Source organism: Ulvibacterium sp. (assembly GCF_028285715.1).
Lineage (GTDB): Bacteria > Bacteroidota > Bacteroidia > Flavobacteriales > Flavobacteriaceae > Ulvibacterium.
In genome coordinates, this window is sequence record NZ_JANQOO010000010.1 from 230243 (window position 1) to 245111 (window position 14869).

Consider the following 14869-nt stretch of genomic DNA (forward strand, 5'->3'; position numbering starts at 1 on the left):
CTAAAAATAGGTCATGACCACGCGAAGATCTTTTTTAAAAAAAACCGGAAAAGGCGCACTCCTATCTACAGCCACACTGACCACCCCCCTAGGGTTGGTTTCGCAATGGGCCAACCTTCCCAAACCATTCATCATTGGCATTATAGGCGCCGAAAACTCACATACCGCGGGCTTTGGAAAGTTATTCAATATTGACAAGGCCTTCCCCGGAATGGAAGTAAAATATGTTTGGGGAGAGACCCAGGAGTTTGCTAAAACAGCCATGGAAAAAGGCAATATTCCCAAAATGGTCAAAGATCCCAATGAAATGCTCGGAAAAATAGATGCCCTTATCGTGGACCATCGACACGGAAAATTTCATCTGGAACCGGCCATTCCTTTTATTAAGGCTGGAATTCCGGCCTTTATTGACAAACCTTTCTGCTATCGTGCCGAAAAGGGAAAGGAATTTTTGAAAATGGCCCGTAAATACGGCACGCCGGTTACTTCCTTTAGTTCCATTGCGCACAGTTACGAGACTTTTGATATTATGGAACAATTACGAGATATGGGCAGTTTTAACCAAGTGGTGCGGTATGGACCAGTAGATCTGGAATCTAAATATGGGGGTATATTTTTCTACGGGGCACATATCGTTCAGCCTTTGTTGTACATGTTCGGGGATACGGTGAAAAAGGTACAAGTGCACAAAAATGGAAAAAACAGTAGTGCCAGTCTTGTTTTTGAAAACGGAATGATGGCCAGCCTTATTTTCACCACCAAAAAATACGGATGGCGTACCTATGTTGAAACGGACGATGGCATACAGGAGTTGACTTCAAGAGTAGAAGAAAAAAAGCCTGCTAAAAACTATGCCGATATGGTACATATGTTCCGAACAGGTGAGGAACCACGGAGCCACAGGAGCATCATTCATGGTGTGGCCGTACTGGAAGCCCTTGAAAAATCCGTAGCAACCGGAAAATGGGAGGATGTAGCCCATTGGAATTAAAAAAATAATACCATGAAGTTTTTGACCTTATGTATGATCTTTATACTGGCACCCATGATTCCCTTTGAATCCTCTAATGCGATTACACTCCAAGGTATTAGCTATTGGGACGAAAATCCGGTTTCAATCTCCCTGAAAAATGGAAGAATCACCGCGTTAAAACCACTGGGCCCGGAAACGGATAGACCTCCTTTGTATATCGCTCCAGGTTTGATAGATGTACAGATCAATGGGTATGTCGGGGTAGATTTTTCCGGACCGGACCTAACCGTGGAAGGAGTTGTAAAAGCGACCAAAGCATTATGGAAGGCCGGGGTTACCAGCTATTTTCCAACCATTATCACAAGTGATGTGGATCGGATCAAAAAAAACTTCGCCATTTTGGCAGAAGCCCGAAAAAATCCCGAAATAGGGCGATCCATTCCCGGATTTCATTTGGAAGGACCCTATATTTCTCCTTTGGCCGGTTTTCGTGGGGCACATTTGGAAAAATACATTAAAAAACCAGATTGGAAAGAATTTCAAGAAATCCAAAAAGCGGCAGAAAATGGCATAAAGCTGATAACCGTTGCCCCGGAAATCGATGGGATGATTCCCTTTATTCGTAAATGTGTGGAGAGCGGAGTTATAGTTTCCTTGGGACACCACAACGGCTCAGCGGAAGAAATACAGCGTGCGGTCGATATGGGTGCCACCATGGGCACTCATTTGGGAAATGGATGTGCCAATGAAATCAACCGTCACTATAACCCTATTTGGCCGCAATTGTCCAATGATGCCATTACGATCAGTATAATCGCCGATGGCTTTCATTTGACCAAGGAGGAAGTACGTACCTTTTATAAGGCCAAAGGTGTTGAAAATACCATTTTGGTTTCCGATGCCCTGGATTTGGCCGGTCTACCACCCGGTGAGTATATCCGGGGGGAAAGAAAATTAGTACTTACCCCTAATGTTGTGAAACTTCCGAGGGAAAATGTGTTGGCAGGTGCCGCCTCTCCTATCAGCAAATGCGTGGGAGTGGTAATGGAGTATACCGGATGTTCCCTAAAAAATGCAATTCAGATGGCGAGTACCAATCCGGCGAGGTTATTTTCGTTGGATGAGCTGGGGGAAATTGAAGTAGGCAAACAAGCGGACCTTATCCTTTTTTCCATAAAGGACAATCAAATGGTCGTTGAGCAAACCTATGTTGGGGGGAAATTGGTATACGACCAGAACTAGTCTATGGAAAATAAGCCCTTTTATAGAAAATTGCTTTTGGCCTTGGCCGCCGTTGGTCCCGGTTTATTTCTTATTGGGTATAATATCGGTACCGGTAGCGTAACTACTATGGCCAAAACCGGGGCCGAACACGGTATGGGGCTTTTCTGGGCCTTGGTGCTCTCCTGTATTTTTACATATATCCTTATGGTAGCTTACGGTAAGGTAACTTTGGTCAGTGGCAAGACCGCTTTATTCAATTTCAAAACCCAGTTCCGATGGGGATGGATCCTATCTCTCTATATTATCATTGCGCTTATCATTGGGGAACTATTGGCTTTAATGGGTGTTATGGGTATTGTGGCGGACCTGGTCCAGGAAGGTCTTCGCCTCGCTTTTGACGGACTGGTCATTAAGACGTTTTGGATTATTCTCTTTTTTAGCATCATCCTGTATTTTTTACTTTGGTATGGTCAATATCGAACCTTTGAAAAAGTACTGACGGTGTTGGTCATTGTAATGGGACTTTCATTTATCGTGGTTTTTTTCATGGTAAAACCCGATTTTTCTGCATTGGCGGAAGGTATTGTCCCCAATATTCCAGATACGCCCGGGGCGCTTGGCTTAATCGCCGCTATTACCGGTACCACTTGCTCCGCTGCCGTGTTCATTATGAGAAGTACGGTGGTGGCAGAAAAGGGTTGGAGTACCAATGATTTAAAAACGGAAAAACGCGATGCCTTTGTATCTGCTGCCATGATGCTCCTATTGAGCGGTGTGATCATGGCCGTAGCGGCGGGGACGTTACACGTATCCGGGCTTAAATTGGAGAATACCGTAGAAATGATCGATTTGTTCGAGCCTATCGGCGGTAAGCTTGCTGCTTTTATACTTATCATCGGCATTACCGGGGCAGGGCTTTCCACAATATTTCCCATAGTATTGATAGCTCCATGGTTGGTAGCCGATTATACGGGAAGACCTAGAAACATACGCTCGGCGCAGTCCAGATGGCTTATTTTTGGAGCTATGCTTTTTGCCTTTGGTACCGTTTTCTTGGAAGAAAGACCACCTGCCCTAATGATTTTCTCACAGGCCTTTCAAGCCTGTATCCTTCCCGCGGTAGCAGTTCCCATCTTTGTATTGATCAATAAGAAAGGATTGATGCAAAACCATAGAGCCAGTAAAGCATTAAATTTCGGAATCCTGCTGGTAATCCTGTTCTCCTTGATTACCACTTGGTTTGCCATTGTTGAATTTCTATAAGCCTTCAAAATGACAAAATCGTTCAAAATAGACAAACTGCAGATTGCCGTTTATGGCGACCTTACTGAAATGGGAGAGGCAGCAGCCGACTTCGTAAAAAGTAAATTGGACGAAGCTATACGGGAAAGAGGCGAGGCAAACCTTATTCTCGCTACTGGGGCCTCTCAGTTTTCCTTTTTAAAGGCCCTACAAGAGAAAGTAATCGATTGGAAAAAAATTGCCGTTTTTCATTTGGACGAATACAAGGGTATTTCGGACCGACATCCGGCCAGTTTCCGAAAGTATTTGAAGGAACGCATCCTCGATGCGGTATCTCCAAAAAAAGTCTATTTTTTGAATGGTGATGCGCCAGATCTGGAAAAGGAGATGGACAGTTATTCGAAAGCTTTGGAGCAAAATCCCATAGATATCGCCTGTATCGGGATTGGTGAAAACGGTCACATAGCCTTTAACGATCCTCCCGTTGCCGACTTCAACGACCCAAAATTGGTCAAACTGGTTTCCTTGGATGAAGATTGCAGAAATCAACAATTGGGAGAAGGGTGGTTCCCTACCCTAGCCGATGTTCCCAAACAGGCCCTTACCCTTACCATTCCCGCAATTATGCGCTGTAAGGCTATTAGTTGCGTGGTACCGGACGAACGAAAGGCTACTGCAGTCCATAATACATTGCATGGGGCAATCGACACAAAATGCCCGGCTACCATTCTAAGAACACATTCGGATACGCGATTGTTTTTGGACAACCACGCTGCTTCAAAAATAATGGCCTAAACGGTTTTCAGATAATCAATACTTCGTTTCAGGGCCGTTTTGGGATCCTGGACCAAGTCCTGTTCCACGAAAAAGTGTTTGGCCCCGTTTTCTTGAGCCGTCTTTATAATTCCATTGATGTCCATTTCGCCATCACCAACATTGGTCATCAAAGGAAAGAGCTCCATCCATTGTTGCATGTCAGAACCATCCCCCGAAAAATAGGTCAGCGGTTTCATATCCTTAATGTGCAACAAATGGTAACGTCCAGAATATTTTTTGAGGTACTCCATGGGGTTGGCCCTACCGGCTGTGGTCCAGAAAATATCCATTTCCAAAAATACCAAATCCGGGTCGGTAGCATCCATCATCACTTCGAACGGTATTTGACCATCAACTTCATTCAATCCATATCCATGATTGTGATAAGCGAATTTAAGCCCAAGCTTTTTTGCATTTTCACCTATGGAATTGAATATATCGGCCATTTTCTTGTAATCATCCATGGACTTTCTGCGATCATCGGGTATAGCTGGAAGCGTAATGTATTCAAATCCCAAAATCTCCTTGGCCTTTCCAAAAGCCTCAATGTGGTTTTCCAGGGTATCCAAATCTGTATGCATGGAGGGGATGCTCATATTATGGTCTTTAAGCAGTCCCTTTACTTCTTGCTCCGAAAGCCCAAAATATCCACTGCCTGAAAAGCCCAAGAATGCCTCTGCCGCTTTCCAACCTGCTTTTGCACTTTCAGAACTATAGGGATAGGGCCCAAAGAGTTCCAACTCCGTATAGCCCATTTTGGAGAGCATTTGAAGACCTCCCTTAAAATCCTTCTCCAACAAGGCGGGCAATGAGAACAATTGTATTCCAATTTTATCCATAGTATCCATGACCGGTTTTGTAAATGAATGGGCAATCAGTTGTTCCATTCCCAGAACGCCAGCTGCCGATAAAAGGCCAAATTGTTTAATAAAGTCGTCTCTTTTCATGATTCTTATCCTACTACTAATTCCTCATAAATATATCAAATAATAAAAGATTCACCTAAAAGCGATTCGGGTACAGAATCCACTACAAAACTTTGGCTATCTTAGGCGCCAAATCCATGAAAGACCATACCAATTCAGTGAATTTTTCCCTGTTTTGATGGGGCATAAGAGGAAAAAAGATACTTTAAATGCAGATTACAGGAACTTTCCTAGACGAGATAAGTCACGATATCCCACATCAGAATTGGGGGGCCAAGGAGTGGGATGCCGATTTTGCCCACATGAAAAAAATGGGTATTGATACCGTGATTCTAATTCGTTGTGGATACCATCAATTTCTGACCTATCCCTCGGAATATTTAATAAAGAAACACAATCGGTTTCTTCCCTCCGTTGATTTGGTGAAACTGTTCCTTGAACTTGCCGAAAAATATGACATGACCTTCTATTTTGGAACCTATGATAGTGGCAAATATTGGGAAACCGGTGATATGCGGCATGAAATAGATGTAAATCTGCATGTTATTGAGGAGGTCTACAAAACCTACGGTCATCACAAAAGCTTTGGCGGCTGGTATTTAAGTTTGGAATTGAGCCGAAAGACCAAGGGTGCGGTAGAGTCCATTGCGCAATTGGGCGACCATTGCAAGGCGGTAAGTAGCGGATTGCCCGTGTTGATCTCCCCATGGATAGATGGGAAGAAAGCCATAGCCGCAACAGAAGGGCAACTTATGAAAGCTTCCGGTATCTCACTCAAGGAGCATGAAAAAGAATGGGATGAAATCTTTGATGGGATTAAAAATAGCGTTGATATTGTTGCTTTTCAAGATGGCCATGTGGGCTACAATGAATTGGAGGATTATTTGAGCATAAACAAATCCTTGGCGGACAAGTATGGATTGCGATCCTGGACAAATTCCGAATCATTTGACAGGGATATGCCCATTAAATTTCTTCCCATAAAATTCGAAAAACTCCTATTGAAATTGGAGGCGGCGAAACGTGCCGGTTGCGAAAAGGCCATTACTTTTGAATTCTCCCATTTTATGAGCCCACAATCTGCTTATTTGCAAGCCGGACACCTATACAATCGATATATGGAATATTTTAAAAGCTAATACCGACTGCCGGCACAACAGAGGTTGGCATAAAAAACAGAATTTTTTGAAACAGTACGCGGAAATATATAAAAATGAACTACTCGACCAGATTATTCCATTCTGGGAAAAAAATTCTTTGGATAAAGAGAACGGTGGTTATTTTACCTGTCTTAATGGCCAGGGAAACGTCTATGATACCGATAAGTTTATTTGGCTTCAAGCCCGCCAGATTTGGACATTTTCAATTTTATACCAAAAAGTACAAAAAAAAGTGGCCTGGAAGGAAGCGGCACTCTTGGGGGCAGATTTTCTCGAAAAAAATGGGCGGGACACTCATGGGAACTGGTATTTTTCCCTGAATCGAAAGGGGAGGCCCCTGGTACAACCCTATAATATTTTTTCGGATTGTTTTGCGGCTATGGCTTTTGGTGCCTTGTACGAAATAGAACCTAGGGAGCGCTACGCAGAAATTGCTCAAACTACCTTCCAAAACATCTTAAGGCGGCAAGAGAATCCCAAGGGAAAATACAACAAAATCTATCCAGGTACACGCAATCTCCAAAACTTTGCCTTGCCCATGATCCTTTGCAATCTATCCTTGGAACTGGAGCATCTATTAGGAACCGAACAGGTAAAAAATGTGACCGATTCCATAATCGACTTGGTCATTAACCAATTCTATCACAAAGAAAGCGGGCTGGTCCTGGAAAACATTTCCGATACCGGAGAATTTGTGGATAGTTTTGAGGGCCGGTTGCTCAATCCTGGCCATGCCATTGAGGCCATGTGGTTTATTATGAACCTGGGAATCCGTAAAAATGATACAACACTTATCGAAAAGGCCGAAGAGATTATGTTCCAACAATTGGAACATGGATGGGACAAGACCTATGGCGGCATTTTTTATTTTATGGATTTTAAGGGTCATCCTCCACAGCAATTGGAGCACGACCAAAAACTTTGGTGGGTCCATTTGGAAACCTTGGTCGCCTTGGCAAAGACCTATGCCTACAATCAGAACCCCAAGGCGAAACAGTGGTTCGAAAAAGTACATGAATATGCTTGGCACCATTTTCGCGATAAGCAAAACGGCGGTGAGTGGTTTGGCTATCTCAACCGGAAAGGGGAAATTCTGTCTGACCTGAAGGGTGGTAAATGGAAAGGTTGTTTTCATGTGCCCCGTGCCCTGTTGGAAGTATGGAAAACCTTGGAAAATGACAGCTAGTTTTATATTTACAAGAAAGTCCAACTGGAAACCGCCGAGAACGGATATGGGGCTTTCAAATCTTTCAAATACTTTTCGGTATATTTCATTTTTTTGTTTGCTATGCATAGGTACCTTTTGCTTCTCCCAGTCCCAAAAGGGCGTGTGGCTTACCGATGTGGCCAGCAAGGCCCTGGATTCCAAAGAGGGTATTGAAGAAGTAGTACAGCGGTGTAAAATCTATGGTATTGATCAGATTTATGTGGTGGTGTGGAACCGAGGCTATACCCTTTATCCCAGCGAAGTAATGCAAGGGGAATTCGGGAAAAAGGTCTCTCCCCGGTTTGCCGAAAGGGATATTTTACAAGAACTTATAGCCATTGCGCATGCCGAAGGACTGAAGGTCCATGCCTGGTTCGAATTCGGATTTTCGAGTAGTTATCAAGAAGAAGATGGTGGACACATCCTTCGGGCAAGACCCGAATGGAAAGCCTTGGATAGTGCAGGGAAACTGGTCTCAAAAAATGGGTTCCAGTGGATGAACGCTTTTGATACCGAAGTGCAGGATTTTCTACTTTCCCTGATTACCGAAGTTGTTGAGAATTATGACATCGACGGTATTCAAGGTGATGACCGTTTACCGGCCAATCCTTCTACCGCAGGATATGATGCACTTACGGTTTCCCTATACAAAAAAGAGCACGAGGGCAAATCGCCTCCCCAGGATTACAAAGATGCCGATTGGATCGATTGGCGTGCCAAACGATTGAACCGCTTTGCCCAAAGAATCCATGTGACCGTAAAATCCATAAAACCGGATATTGCAGTAACCATGGCACCGAGTATCTTCCCCTGGAGCAAGGAGGAATATCTACAGGATTGGCCGACATGGGTAAAAAACGGTTGGGTAGATGCCATAATTCCTCAGGTCTATCGGTATGATATCAAAGCCTACACCACCACTCTGGATGCCAATTTGGAATTCATGCCCGCGGGCTCAACTATCCCATTTGTTCCTGGAGTACTCTTAAAAGTAGGCGATTATACCCCATCCAGGCGATTTTTAAAAAAGATGATAAGAGTCAATCGCGAGCGGGGCTTGGATAGTGAGGTTTTTTTCTTTTATGAAGGATTAAAGGAACATGAGCGATTTTTTGAAAAGGCATATGGCAAAATAAATTTGAACAAGAGAAATGACCCTCGCTAGTTTTGCTCTTTTAACAACGTATTAATCTGTCTTTCGCTTTTGTCAAGATTCTTTAAATTGGAATCTACCACTAGACCTTCCTTGTCGATTAACATGTATTTTGGAATAAACTTGATATTATAATTTTTGCCATAATCCGTGGACATCCCTTTTTTAATGAACAATTCCGAATGGTAATCCATTGGGGATTCCTCGTTTTCTAAAAAGTCCATCCAGTTCGTTTTCTTGACATCTAATGAAACAAACAAAAAAGCAATGTCATCACGCTCCCTAAGTCTGGCGGCCATTTTTTTAAGCCGGGGCCTACCCGCAATACAGGGGCCGCACCAACTTGCCCAATTATCTATAAAAACAATTTTACCGCGATAATCAGATAACTTAACCTTTTCACCTTTTAAATTCTCGGCAGTAAAATCATAGGCCATCTCTCCTTTTTGGGTAGCCAAATAAACCTTTGAAAGTTGTTCTATTAACGTAAAATACCTATTGCTTTTTTCTCTTTTGATCAACTCACGTAATGATTCCGAATTTAGCAAATCCTCATGTTTTGGCCAGTAATGCGGTCGTTCCATAAGCGACTTGATATAAATCGATTTTAAGAAATCGGCATTATCCCCATTTCTTGTTTTCTGTTCAACAAAGTCCAAAAAAGCGCCAATATTCGTTATGGAATCGTTCTCCCTTAAATATTCCAGCTCATAGGTATATAAAGCATTTGAAGTAAAGGTTTTTGCCCAAATGCTATTTCCATCAACATGTTGGGCGAAATCAAAAAAGCTATTCTTATAGTCAAGATTTTTGACCATTCGACCATAAAAAAACAGGAAAGAATAAATCCGAGCATCGTTCTGATAATGAAGCAGATCTTCCATTTCTTCATTTAATTGTTCCTTGTGCCCTTGTATCACTTCTCTTCGGTTGATTCTAAATTCCTCAAAAAGACTACGCAAGGAATCCAAATCCTGGGTTTTAAAAATGAAATTGCCATGGTCTGCAAAAAAAGCATTATTGCTTCTCCAGAGGTAGGTCAACAGAGAATCCCTAACATGGTTAGTAACAATGGTAGTATCGCTTTTAACACTAATTCTTAAGTCGGTACCACCTTCCAATATGCTAAGGTAACGTTGCTTATCGTCACCAAATTTTATTTTGCCAATAGTGGGATTAGCGGGAACCTCAAAGTTAAATTTGGATGAGGACAACGGTATCAGGGCCAAGATACGATCTGTAGTAAATTCGGTCAAAAAAACAGTGTCCTGATGCATAAGGTCAGAATCCAAAAATATACTGATTGTTTTTTTATCCTGGCAGGAAATTGCCAGGATACTAAAAACAAGATATAGATACTTAAACTTCATAAATCCAATGCTTACCTATTGAATTACTTCAGACTATTTATTAAAAATATAACATAATATTTGTTCCGGTTAACGTAGAAGTTCGATTTAACGAAAAGGAATCAAGAAACATGAATGGTTTTTTGGTAAATTATGCCCTAAACTAAACATTGAGTAATAGTGCCATTCAAACTACACCTATCTCCAAAAAATGTTCTAACTGCAGCTATTTTATTTCTATCGGTATTTTTTGTTCTGGGTCAAAAAAAAGTATCCGAAAAACCTAATGTCATCCTAATTTTAACGGATGATCAAGGCTGGGCAGATGTTAATTGTTATGGCGCTAAGGACCTCCATACCCCCAATATGGACAAACTGGCCCGGGAAGGCGTAAGGTTCACCCAGTTTTATGCAGCTGCTTCCGTTTGTTCTCCCTCAAGGGCCTCTATGCTGACCGGACTAAATCCCCACGCCGCAGGTTTGCCGGGAAATGCTTCCTCTACCAAGGGCGAGGAGGGAATGCCGTCCAATCGTTTTACCTTGGCCGAAATGATGAAACAGGCGGGTTATGCTACAGGTCATGTGGGGAAGTGGCATTTGGGCTATACCCCGGAGACCATGCCCAATGGACAAGGGTTTGATTACTCTTACGGCCATATGGGCGGGTGCATTGATAATTATTCCCATTTCTTTTATTGGCATGGTCCCAATCGCCACGATCTTTGGGAAAATGGAACCGAAATTTGGGCCGATGGAAAATATTTTCCGGATTTGATGGCAACCCAAGCGGAGACCTTTATCGATCAACATAAGAAAACACCTTTCTTCTTGTACTATGCCATCAACCTTCCACACTATCCCTTACAGCCCGATGAAAAATGGCGTAATTATTACAACGGTCTTGAATCACCTAGGAAGGAATATGCCGCATTTGTTTCTACCATTGATGAACGTATCGGAAAGCTTCTTAAAAAATTGGAAGACCTGGGCCTCAGGGAAAACACGATCATCATTTTTCAATCGGATCACGGATACTCCAAGGAAGAACGCACCTTTGGCGGCGGTGGCAGTGCCGGACCGTTCCGAGGAGCAAAATTCAGTCTCTTCGAAGGCGGTATACGTGTCCCGGCCATTATCAGTTGGAAAGGACATCTACCGGAAAATACGAGCAGAAATCAAATGGCCCTTAACATCGATTGGTTTCCGACCATAGCGGAACTGTGCGGTATAACAGCACCTGTGAACTTGGAAGGAAGAAGCCTTGTACCCATTCTTAAAAACAATACTAGGCCTTCCGAACACCAAACCTTTATCTGGCAAAACAATGGTTCCTGGGCCGTACGCAAAGATAATTGGAAACTGATCGGTGATCCTTGGGATAGTTCCGATAAGGCTCCACTTGATCCGGAGAAGGACAAACTCTTTTTGGCCAATATGGCCATGGACTCCACGGAAATGACCAATCTGGCGACCCAATATCCTGAAAAAGTAGTAGAATTACGGGCCGAATATACCAATTGGCCTTATTCAAAATCAGAACAATAAATGAAATCCGCAAAACCATGAATTTAAAAATTACTGCCCTAATTACCCTTTGTTTTCTAGTTACCCACGCCCAAAAACAGACGGATATTGTAATTATAGGTGGTGGTGCCGGGGGTACGTCCGCTGGTATTCAAGCCGCCCGTATTGGGGTAAAGGTTCAGATTATCGAAGCTACTCCATGGCTTGGAGGAATGCTTACATCTGCGGGGGTTTCCGCCATTGATGGCAATCATGAAATGCCATCAGGCATTTGGGGAGAATTCCGCCAAAAATTAAGGAATCACTACGGTGGCGCCAAAGCTTTGGCTACGGGTTGGGTGAGCCACACCTTATTTGAACCTTCTATAGGAAATCAAATCTTACAAGAAATGGCTGATATTGCTAATCTGGATATTGCCTTTAACGCCCAATATACCAATGTCAAAAAAGAAGGGGAGGACTGGCAGGTGACCTATGTCCAAAATCGAAAAACATATACCACCCAGGCCAAAATCTTGATCGATGCTACCGAAATCGGCGAGCTTTTACCTTTAGTGGGGGCCGACTTTCGTTTAGGGATGGATTCCAAAAACGATACCGGTGAAAAAGAAGCTCCAGAAACAGCGAACAGCATTGTACAGGATTTGACCTATGTCCTAATCCTTGAGGATGTGGGCAGTACCCGGGGAAGACGGGGTCTCGTAAAAAAGCCAAAAAACTACGACCCAAAAAACTATGAATGTGCCTGTAAACGTGAAGACGGTGAAATGTTCGGAGGGGTATCCAACTGTCAACAAATGTTGGACTATGGTAAACTTCCCAATAACAAATACATGATGAACTGGCCCAATTGCGGTAATGACTTTTATCTCAATTGGCCCGAACTAACCCCACAGGAACGAACGGAAAGATTGCTAGAGGCAAAGCAATTTACCCAAGGCTTTGTGTATTACATTCAAAATGAACTGGGTTTTAAAAATCTCCGTGTTGCCGAAGAATTTCCGACCAAGGACAATTTTCCCATGATTCCCTATGACCGCGAAGCGCGAAGGGTAAAGGGAAAGGCCTTTTTAACCGTGGATCATGTGGAAAGACCGTATGATTTTACCTTGTACCGCACCGGGGTGGCCGTTGGTGATTACCCTATAGACCACCATCATGACAAGAATCCCGATGCGCCAGAAATCGATTTTATAAATATCAAAGTCCCTAGCTACAATGTACCCTTGGGAAGTTTGGTCCCTACCGATCTAGAAAACTTTATCGTAGCTGAAAAGAATATCAGCGTTTCCAACATTGTAAACGGCGCAACCCGCCTGCAGCCCGTGGTTTTGGGTATCGGGCAAGCAGCGGGGGCCTTGGCGGCAACGGCCATAATGGAAAACAAGCCACCCTCCACGGTATCCATCCGGCAGGTACAAAATGCCTTATTGAAAAGTAAGGCCTATGCAATGCCGTTCATCGATGTGCAAAGTGATGATCCCGCTTTTGCCGCCATGCAACGTATGGGGGCCACCGGAATTTTAAAAGCTTATGGAGTACCCTATAAATGGGCCAACCAAACTTGGTTCTATCCGGATCGAATCGTTTCCGAATACGAGTTAAAGGAAGGTTTACTCCCTTACTATCCGGAAATAGAAAAACTCCATGCCTCAGGAGCCGAGACTACTCCAGCTTTTATTGGGCAACTTCTGGAAAAAATCGATACGGATTACTCTTGGGATTCCATCCAAAAGGACTGGAAGTCCTGGAATATCCAGCAGGAATATGATGGGAACACGTCGCTTAACCGTAGAAGTGTAAGTATTCTTGTCGATACCCTTTTAAATCCTTTTGCCAAGGAAATAGATTTTGAAGGGAAACTCATTTCGGATTGATCTCATCCGTAGCTATGGGCTTTGATTTCTCCTTTATAAAATTCAACAATAAGGGAATAGCGGGATATACCATGTTATGGCCATATCCATCTAGTTCCATGAGTTCGACATCCGGATGTTCCACTACTTTCATCATTCTATAGAAATAGGCATTTTCTTCATAGCGGCCCAATAACTCCAATTCACGATTACCGGTAATCAACAGCATAGGTGGGGCATCCTTTCGGACATGGAATAGGGGAGCATAGGAATCAATAATCGGTTGCGTTCCTTTAATACCCATTTCCTTTCTAATGGTAAAATGGGTTATGGTATGTCCACTAAAAGGAATCAAGCCTGCAATATCGTTTGCATCGATTCCATGTTTTTCGAGATAGTGTTTATCGAGCCCGACCATGCTCGCCAAATAGCCCCCCGCAGAATGCCCGGTAATGAAAATCTTTTCGGGATTTCCGTTATACTGTTCAATAGTATTGAATGTCCATGCCACCGCAGCTGCGGCATCTTCAATATACACAGGATGTTTAACTTTCGGGTGCATCCTGTAATTCACGCTTACGACCACCACACCTTTTTCCAATAAGCCTTCGGGAATATGCTTCTCTCCAAATTCCAGTCCTCCTCCATGAAACCAGATAACCGCAGAAACATTCACCGTATCCTTGGGATAGTATATGTCTAGTTTGCAACGCTCTTTTATGTATGGATCGGAAGCACGTGTTTTTTGATTATAATACGGAATATCCTTCTTAAGGACATAGGTAACGGTTTGCGCCAACACAAAGGGTCCGCACAGGATGAGAACAAAGGTCTGTATTTGAAATAGGGTCCTTATCAATCGTATACTTCAACGATCATCTCTACCTCTATGGCAATATCACTAGGTAAAGCTCCCATACCCACGGCTGCCCGGGCATGTTTACCGTTTTCTCCAAAAACAGCTACCATCAAATCTGAATATCCATTGACTACCTTGGGCTGGTCGGTAAAATCAGGAGTACTGTTGACCATACCCAATACCTTTACGATACGCTTTACTTTGTTCAAATTGCCCAATTCCGCCTTAAGTACGGAAAGTTGGTTGATTCCCGTGATGCGTGCGGCCTCATAGCCTTCCTCAATGGTAAGGTCCCCACCCAACTTCCCGGTAATGTTCTCTCCGTCCGGCTTTAGAGGGCCCTTCCCTGCCAAAAAAATCAGGTTTCCCGTCCGTACGGCATTGACGTAATTGGCTACCGGTGCGGAAGGTGTACTAAGCGCTATGCCCAACTCCGAAAGTTTGGCCTCCGGATCATATCCTTCCGGAATAGACTCTTCTTTCTTGGTTTCGGTTTCAACGGTTTGTTTACTTTCAGGAGCTGTTTGGCAGGAAATCATTAAAAGCAGGGATATTGTGGCTAAAACTATTTTCATTTTAC

Annotated in this window: 13 protein-coding genes; 9 read left to right on the forward strand and 4 right to left on the reverse strand. The window is 43.3% G+C overall.

The window, feature by feature from the left end:
- The first annotated feature begins 13 nt into the window (after nt 1-13).
- From Q0993_RS04385 to Q0993_RS04400, 4 genes are read left to right on the forward strand one after another with little or no spacing between them, the layout of a single operon-like run.
- Nucleotides 14-991 (forward strand): Gfo/Idh/MocA family oxidoreductase, encoded by a 978-nt coding sequence (locus tag Q0993_RS04385; protein ID WP_299530103.1) that lies wholly within the window; start codon nt 14-16, stop codon nt 989-991.
- A gap of 12 nt (nt 992-1003) precedes the next feature.
- Nucleotides 1004-2215, forward strand: coding sequence for an N-acetylglucosamine-6-phosphate deacetylase (gene nagA / locus Q0993_RS04390; protein ID WP_299530105.1), 1212 nt, complete (start codon nt 1004-1006; stop codon nt 2213-2215).
- Between the two features lie 3 nt (nt 2216-2218).
- Entirely contained in the window at nt 2219-3460 is a 1242-nt protein-coding gene (locus Q0993_RS04395) for an Nramp family divalent metal transporter (protein ID WP_299530107.1), read from the forward strand.
- A gap of 9 nt (nt 3461-3469) precedes the next feature.
- Nucleotides 3470-4234, forward strand: a complete 765-nt coding sequence (locus Q0993_RS04400) for a glucosamine-6-phosphate deaminase (RefSeq protein WP_299530109.1) — start codon at nt 3470-3472, stop codon at nt 4232-4234.
- Here the strand turns inward: Q0993_RS04400 and Q0993_RS04405 are convergent.
- Nucleotides 4231-5202 (reverse strand): sugar phosphate isomerase/epimerase, encoded by a 972-nt coding sequence (locus Q0993_RS04405; protein ID WP_299530111.1) that lies wholly within the window; start codon nt 5200-5202, stop codon nt 4231-4233. The genes Q0993_RS04400 and Q0993_RS04405 overlap by 4 nt on opposite strands.
- Nucleotides 5203-5390: 188 nt before the next feature.
- Between Q0993_RS04405 and Q0993_RS04410 the strand changes: the two genes are divergently transcribed.
- The 3 genes from Q0993_RS04410 to Q0993_RS04420 are packed head-to-tail and all read left to right on the forward strand — an operon-like array spanning nt 5391 to nt 8713.
- Complete coding sequence (locus tag Q0993_RS04410; RefSeq protein WP_299530113.1) at nt 5391-6320, forward strand: DUF4434 domain-containing protein; 930 nt, start codon at nt 5391-5393, stop codon at nt 6318-6320.
- Nucleotides 6321-6366: 46 nt separating this feature from the next.
- Complete coding sequence (locus Q0993_RS04415) at nt 6367-7527, forward strand: AGE family epimerase/isomerase (protein WP_299530115.1); 1161 nt, start codon at nt 6367-6369, stop codon at nt 7525-7527.
- On the forward strand, nt 7517-8713 hold the full coding sequence (locus tag Q0993_RS04420) for a family 10 glycosylhydrolase (RefSeq protein WP_299530117.1): 1197 nt from the start codon (nt 7517-7519) through the stop codon (nt 8711-8713). The genes Q0993_RS04415 and Q0993_RS04420 overlap by 11 nt, the downstream gene beginning before the upstream one ends.
- Here the strand turns inward: Q0993_RS04420 and Q0993_RS04425 are convergent.
- On the reverse strand, nt 8710-10071 hold the full coding sequence (locus Q0993_RS04425; RefSeq protein ID WP_299530119.1) for a TlpA disulfide reductase family protein: 1362 nt from the start codon (nt 10069-10071) through the stop codon (nt 8710-8712). The two genes, Q0993_RS04420 and Q0993_RS04425, sit on opposite strands and share 4 nt — an antisense overlap.
- A 159-nt stretch (nt 10072-10230) precedes the next feature.
- Between Q0993_RS04425 and Q0993_RS04430 the strand changes: the two genes are divergently transcribed.
- Together Q0993_RS04430 and Q0993_RS04435 are read left to right on the forward strand one after the other, a co-directional pair.
- Nucleotides 10231-11595: a sulfatase-like hydrolase/transferase gene (locus tag Q0993_RS04430; protein WP_299530121.1), complete on the forward strand. Its 1365-nt coding sequence runs from the start codon at nt 10231-10233 to the stop codon at nt 11593-11595.
- A gap of 17 nt (nt 11596-11612) precedes the next feature.
- Entirely contained in the window at nt 11613-13451 is a 1839-nt protein-coding gene (locus Q0993_RS04435) for an FAD-dependent oxidoreductase (protein ID WP_299530122.1), read from the forward strand.
- On the opposite strand, the gene Q0993_RS04440 is transcribed toward Q0993_RS04435, so the two are convergent.
- Both Q0993_RS04440 and Q0993_RS04445 read right to left on the reverse strand, forming a co-directional pair.
- A complete protein-coding gene (locus tag Q0993_RS04440; protein WP_299530364.1) occupies nt 13438-14193 on the reverse strand; it encodes an alpha/beta hydrolase in 756 nt (251 codons plus the stop codon). The two genes, Q0993_RS04435 and Q0993_RS04440, sit on opposite strands and share 14 nt — an antisense overlap.
- A gap of 92 nt (nt 14194-14285) precedes the next feature.
- Entirely contained in the window at nt 14286-14864 is a 579-nt protein-coding gene (locus tag Q0993_RS04445) for a RidA family protein (RefSeq protein ID WP_299530123.1), read from the reverse strand.
- Between the last annotated feature and the right edge of the window lie 5 nt (nt 14865-14869).

Excerpts from the sequence above, each read along its gene's own strand:
- Q0993_RS04425 (WP_299530119.1), bottom strand. The coding sequence starts at position 10,071 with ATGAAGTTTAAGTATCTATATCTTGTTTTTAGTATCCTGGCAATTTCC.
- Q0993_RS04435 (WP_299530122.1), top strand. The coding sequence starts at position 11,613 with ATGAATTTAAAAATTACTGCCCTAATTACCCTTTGTTTTCTAGTTACC.
- Q0993_RS04420 (WP_299530117.1), top strand. The coding sequence starts at position 7,517 with ATGACAGCTAGTTTTATATTTACAAGAAAGTCCAACTGGAAACCGCCG.
- Q0993_RS04445 (WP_299530123.1), bottom strand. The coding sequence starts at position 14,864 with ATGAAAATAGTTTTAGCCACAATATCCCTGCTTTTAATGATTTCCTGC.
- nagA (WP_299530105.1), top strand. The coding sequence starts at position 1,004 with ATGAAGTTTTTGACCTTATGTATGATCTTTATACTGGCACCCATGATT.
- Q0993_RS04410 (WP_299530113.1), top strand. The coding sequence starts at position 5,391 with ATGCAGATTACAGGAACTTTCCTAGACGAGATAAGTCACGATATCCCA.
- Q0993_RS04405 (WP_299530111.1), bottom strand. The coding sequence starts at position 5,202 with ATGAAAAGAGACGACTTTATTAAACAATTTGGCCTTTTATCGGCAGCT.
- Q0993_RS04385 (WP_299530103.1), top strand. The coding sequence starts at position 14 with ATGACCACGCGAAGATCTTTTTTAAAAAAAACCGGAAAAGGCGCACTC.
- Q0993_RS04395 (WP_299530107.1), top strand. The coding sequence starts at position 2,219 with ATGGAAAATAAGCCCTTTTATAGAAAATTGCTTTTGGCCTTGGCCGCC.
- Q0993_RS04400 (WP_299530109.1), top strand. The coding sequence starts at position 3,470 with ATGACAAAATCGTTCAAAATAGACAAACTGCAGATTGCCGTTTATGGC.